At 74.2% G+C, this 4,510-nt stretch carries 5 protein-coding genes; 2 read left to right on the plus strand and 3 right to left on the minus strand.

The genetic code is table 11. The features are described from left to right. The first annotated feature begins 384 nt into the window (after positions 1-384). Together MXD58_RS20650 and MXD58_RS20655 are read left to right on the plus strand one after the other, a co-directional pair. Entirely contained in the window at positions 385-1,161 is a 777-nt protein-coding gene (locus MXD58_RS20650; RefSeq protein ID WP_248840620.1) for an SDR family NAD(P)-dependent oxidoreductase, read from the plus strand. Between the two features lie 99 nt (positions 1,162-1,260). Next, positions 1,261-2,124, plus strand: coding sequence for a TauD/TfdA dioxygenase family protein (locus tag MXD58_RS20655; RefSeq protein WP_248840621.1), 864 nt, complete (start codon positions 1,261-1,263; stop codon positions 2,122-2,124). A 34-nt stretch (positions 2,125-2,158) separates the two neighbouring features. On the opposite strand, the gene MXD58_RS20660 is transcribed toward MXD58_RS20655, so the two are convergent. The 3 genes from MXD58_RS20660 to MXD58_RS20670 form a co-directional block, all read right to left on the minus strand. After that, entirely contained in the window at positions 2,159-2,917 is a 759-nt protein-coding gene (locus MXD58_RS20660) for an RsiV family protein (protein WP_248840622.1), read from the minus strand. Positions 2,918-2,952: 35 nt separating this feature from the next. Next, positions 2,953-3,606 (minus strand): response regulator transcription factor, encoded by a 654-nt coding sequence (locus MXD58_RS20665; RefSeq protein ID WP_248840623.1) that lies wholly within the window; start codon positions 3,604-3,606, stop codon positions 2,953-2,955. A 31-nt stretch (positions 3,607-3,637) separates the two neighbouring features. Continuing rightward, the coding region (locus MXD58_RS20670; protein ID WP_250609756.1) for a sensor histidine kinase at positions 3,638-4,510 on the minus strand (873 nt) is incomplete at its 5' end.

A 4,510-nucleotide genomic window follows, 5' to 3' on the forward strand; every position in this document is an offset into this window, starting at 1 on the left:
GGTCGGCGACCTCCGCCGGACGCTCGGAGATGCTGACCATGCCAGCGATCCTGGCCTGCTTCGGCCGCGTCGACCCGGGGGGGGGGGGGGGGGGGGGCCCCGCCCCCGCCCCCCCCCCCCCGCGCCCCCCCGCCGCCATCCGGCTGACGTGCCGCGGCTGACCCCCGCCGTCAGCCCATGTCCCGCCGCCCGCTGCTGGCCAGCCGGGTTGACGGACAGAGCACCCTCCCCGCGCCGTGCATCGTGAACGTGCGCCGCGGCGGACCGTCGCGACGCCCACCGCCGTCGCGACGCCCACCGCCGTCGCGACGCGAACCGCTGTCGCGAGCCCATCGTGACGGGTGGCATGGCGGGCCGCCGGGTCATCAACTCACAGGAGCACACGTGGATCTTCATCTTGCTGGCCGACGGGCGATCGTCACCGGCGGCAGCCGCGGCATCGGGCGGGCGATCGCCCAGGCGCTGGTCGCCGAGGGCGTCCAGGTCGTCATCGCCGCCCGCGACGCCGAGGTACTGAAGGCGGCCGCCGCCGAGCTGTCCGCCGCGCCCGAGGCCACGGTCATCCCGGTGGTCGCCGACACCGGCAGCGACGCCTCCGTCCAGGCCCTGGTCGAGAGCACGGTCGCCGAGCTGGGAGGGGTGGACATCCTGGTCAACAACGCCGCGCGGCCCGGCGGTGCCGGGGGTGCCGGGGGCGTGGCCGGCCTGTCCACCGCGGACGCCGCCGCCGACTTCAACGTCAAGGTGCTCGGCTACCTGCGCACCGCGCAGGCGGTCACGCCGCACTTCATCGCCCAGGGCTGGGGTCGGATCATCAACATCGGCGGCCTCGCGGCCCGCCAGGTCGGTCTGGTCTCCGGCTCCATCCGCAACGTCGGCGTGGCCGCGCTCACCAAGACCCTCGCGGATGAGCTGGGACCGCACGGCGTGACCGTCAACGTGGTGCATCCCGGCCTGACCCGGACCGAGGAGCACGGCGGGACGGTCGTCCTGCCCGAGGAATGGCTCCAGGCCGCCGCGGCGCGCATCTCCCTCGGTCGGGCCGTCACCGCCGACGAGGTCGCCGCGGTCGTGACCTTCCTCGCCTCGCCGCTCGCGGTCGCCGTGACCGGCGAGTCGATCGCCGCCGGCGGCGGCACCCCGGGCCCGATCCACTACTGAACGTGGTCCCGCTCACCCCGACCCACCCTCGCCCCACGCACCGAACACCTCACCCACCGAACACCTCACCCACCGAACACCTCACCGAAGGGACAGTCAGTGACCACTGTTGCGGAGAACCCCGTCCAGTCGCAGCTCACCGTGCGGCCGCTGCAGCCCACCATCGGCGCCGAGATCAGCGGCATCGACATCAGCCAGCCGTTGACCCCGGCGGTCCGGGACGAGATCCGGGCCACCGTGCTCCGGTACAAGGTCGTCTTCTTCCGGGACCAGGACCTGACCCAGGAGCGGCACGAGGCCTTCGCCAGCGAGTTCGGCCCGCTCTACAGCCACCCGGGCGCGCCGAAGGCAGACCCCCGACCCACGGCGATCCACCGCATCTCCTCCGACGACTTCAAGAAGGTCGCGAAGTCGCACGCCCCCCAGCCCGGCGACGACAGCTGGGACCCGTACCACACGGACACGAGCTGGCGGCTCGTGCCGACGTGGGGCGCGGTGCTGCGGGCCGTGCACCTGCCCGCGGTCGGCGGCGACACGGTCTGGGTCGACGCGGCGCTCGCGTATCAGGGCCTGTCCGACGAGGTGAAGGAACGCCTCGACGGGCTGCACGTGACGCACGACTTCCGGTCCGCGCTGCACGCCGCCGGGCACGACTATCCGATCGTCGCCCACCCGGTCGTCCGGGCGCACCGGGAGACCGGCGAGAAGATCGCCTGGGTGAACTACACCCAGCGCCCGACGATCATCGGCCTGGACCGCGCGGAGAGCAGGGACCTGCTCTCCGCGGTGCACGACCAGTACCGCAAGCCGGAGAACCAGGTGCGCTTCACCTGGCGGCCCGGGTCGGTGGCGTTCTGGGACAACCGCGCGGCCGTGCACTACGCGGTGCGCAACTACGGCGACACCTCCCGCCTGCTCGAGCGGATCCTCATCGCCGACGAGCCGCAGTGGGCCGACCTGTAGGAGCCGCCGGGGCACGCCCGGCGCCTCGCTCTGTTCAGGAGTTCAGAACGGCGGCGAGATCCGGGCGGACGAGGTCGCGTAGCCGTTCCCAGGGGGCCAGGACGCTCTGGGGCCCGAGCACGTACGGCAGGTCGGTCACGATCACCACCAGCCCGCGGGGCGTCACGACGAACTGCTGGTAGTTCGCCGTCACCGGATCGGTGACCCCGCCCGTCGGCCCACCCGGGAACCGCCGGTCCAGCTCCGGGCGGACGATCGCCGCCAGCCGGCGCAGCCCCGCGTCGGTCGAGGTGAACACGTCCTCGATCCGGATGCGGTCGCCGGTCCGCAGGTCGAAGACGAGCCCGGCGGCGAGTGCGGTCGGGTGGGCGGCGCCCGGCGGGTAGCGGTCCCCGCCGAACGACAGCGCCAGCACCGCCGCGCCCACATGCGGCGCCCCGGCGGTCAGGGTCAGGTTCGCCTCGGCCGTCTGGTTCATCTCCTCGTTCACGTACGCGACGACGGCCTGGTCCACCCGGCGCACCACGTTCTCGTCCGGGCCGGCGAGCACCGGGATCGTGACCGTGACCGTGTAGTCGGCACCGGGGCGCAGCGTCCCCCGCTCGGTGCGGGTCGTCACGCGATAGGCCGTCGCGGCCGGTGATGATGCGGCGCCGGTGGGCGTCGCCGGGCGGGTCATGTCGGTCGCCGACGTGGCGGACGCGGGTCCGCACCCGGCAGCCAGCGGTGCCGCGAGCAGCGCGAGGCCCAGCGCCCCGAGCATCGCGATCGTCCGTCGCGCAGTCCCGATCATGGCCCTATCCTGCCGGACCGGCCAGCCTCCAGCTGTCAGTCCTCGAGATAGGCGAGGACGGCCAGCACCCGGCGGTTGTCGTCCTCGGACGGCGTCAGCCCGAGCTTGGCGAAGATGCTGTTGGTGTGCTTGCCGACCGCCTTCTCGGTGATCACCATGGCGGTGCCGATGGCGGCGTTGGAGCGGCCCTGGGCCATGTGCGCCAGCACCTCCCGCTCCCGTGGGGTGAGCCGGTCCAGCGGGTTGCCGGGGCGGCGGCTCGCCAGCAGCTTCGCCACCACCGTCGGGTCCAGGGCGGTGCCGCCCGCCGCCACCCGCCGCACCGCCGCCACGAACTCGTCGACGTCGGAGACGCGGTGCTTGAGCAGGTAGCCGATCCCGCCCCGGCCGTCGGCGAGCAGTTCCCGGGCGTAGAGCTGCTCGACGTACTGGGACAGGACGAGCACCGGCAGGCCCGGCACCCGCTCGCGGGCGGCGAGCGCCGCGCGCAGCCCCTCGTCGGTGAGCGTCGGCGGCAGCCGGATGTCCACCACGGCGACGTCGGGGCGCAGTGCCAGCAGTTCGCGTCGCAGCTGCGGCCCATTGTCCACGGCGGCCAGGACGTCGAAGCCGTGCGCCTCGAACAGCCGGACCAGCCCGTCGCGCAGCAGCGCGTGATCCTCGGCGAGCACCACCCGCAGGCCGCTCATCCAGCCTCACCCGTCCTTCGCGTCGTCCCCACTACCTGTCCCGTTCCGCCGCGGGCAGGCTGATCGTGACGGTCGTCGGCCCGCCGGGTGGGCTCTCGACGCCGAGCTGGCCGTCGAAGGCATCCAGCCGTCCGCGCACACCCGCCAGGCCGCGCCCGGGAATCAGCCCGGCACCGCCAGCGCCGTCGTCCCGGACGACGACCGCGACACCCTCGGCGCCGGGCGGGAACTCGACCCACACGCCGTCGGCCCGGCTGTGCTTGACGATGTTGGCGAGGCACTCGGCCACCGCGAAGTAGACCGCCGACTGGGCCGCCGGCGCGAGCTGGTCCTGCGGCTCGCCCGTCACCGTCACCGGTACGGCGAGGTCCAGCGCGAGCGCCCGTACGGCGGCGCCGAGGCCCCGGTCGGCGAGAACCGGCGGATGGATGCTGTGCATGACCGTGCGCAGGTCGTCGAGGGCGCCCACGGCGGACGACCGGGCCTCGCCGAGCAGCTTCGCCGCCGCCGCCGGGTCGCGATCCAGCAGGTTCTCGGCCAGACCGAGGCTCAACGCGAGAGACACCAACCGGGCCTGCGCGCCGTCGTGCAGGTCCCGCTCGACCCGCGCCAGCTCCGTCGCCTGGTCGTCCAGGGCGCCGCGACGGGTGCGGGCCAGTGTCTCGACGCGCCGGGCCAGCTCGCGGCGCCGCCCGGGCGGCCACTGCCGCAGCGACAGCGCGTGCAGACCGAACAGCAGGCTCCAGCCGAGGCCGGAGAACACCGGCCAGAAGAACCCGCCACCGGACAGTGCCCAGACCGCCACCTCCACCGAGATGATCAGTCCCGCCGCGGCGCCGTCCGCGGCCAGCCAGCGGCGCCGGCCCGGTGGTCGGCGCCGCACCCAGCCGGTCAGGCCCACGGC

It is taken from the genome of Frankia sp. AgKG'84/4, assembly GCF_023242965.2.
Lineage (GTDB): Bacteria > Actinomycetota > Actinomycetes > Frankiales > Frankiaceae > Frankia.

Excerpts from the sequence above, each read along its gene's own strand:
- MXD58_RS20660 (WP_248840622.1), bottom strand. The coding sequence starts at position 2,917 with ATGATCGGGACTGCGCGACGGACGATCGCGATGCTCGGGGCGCTGGGC.
- MXD58_RS20665 (WP_248840623.1), bottom strand. The coding sequence starts at position 3,606 with ATGAGCGGCCTGCGGGTGGTGCTCGCCGAGGATCACGCGCTGCTGCGC.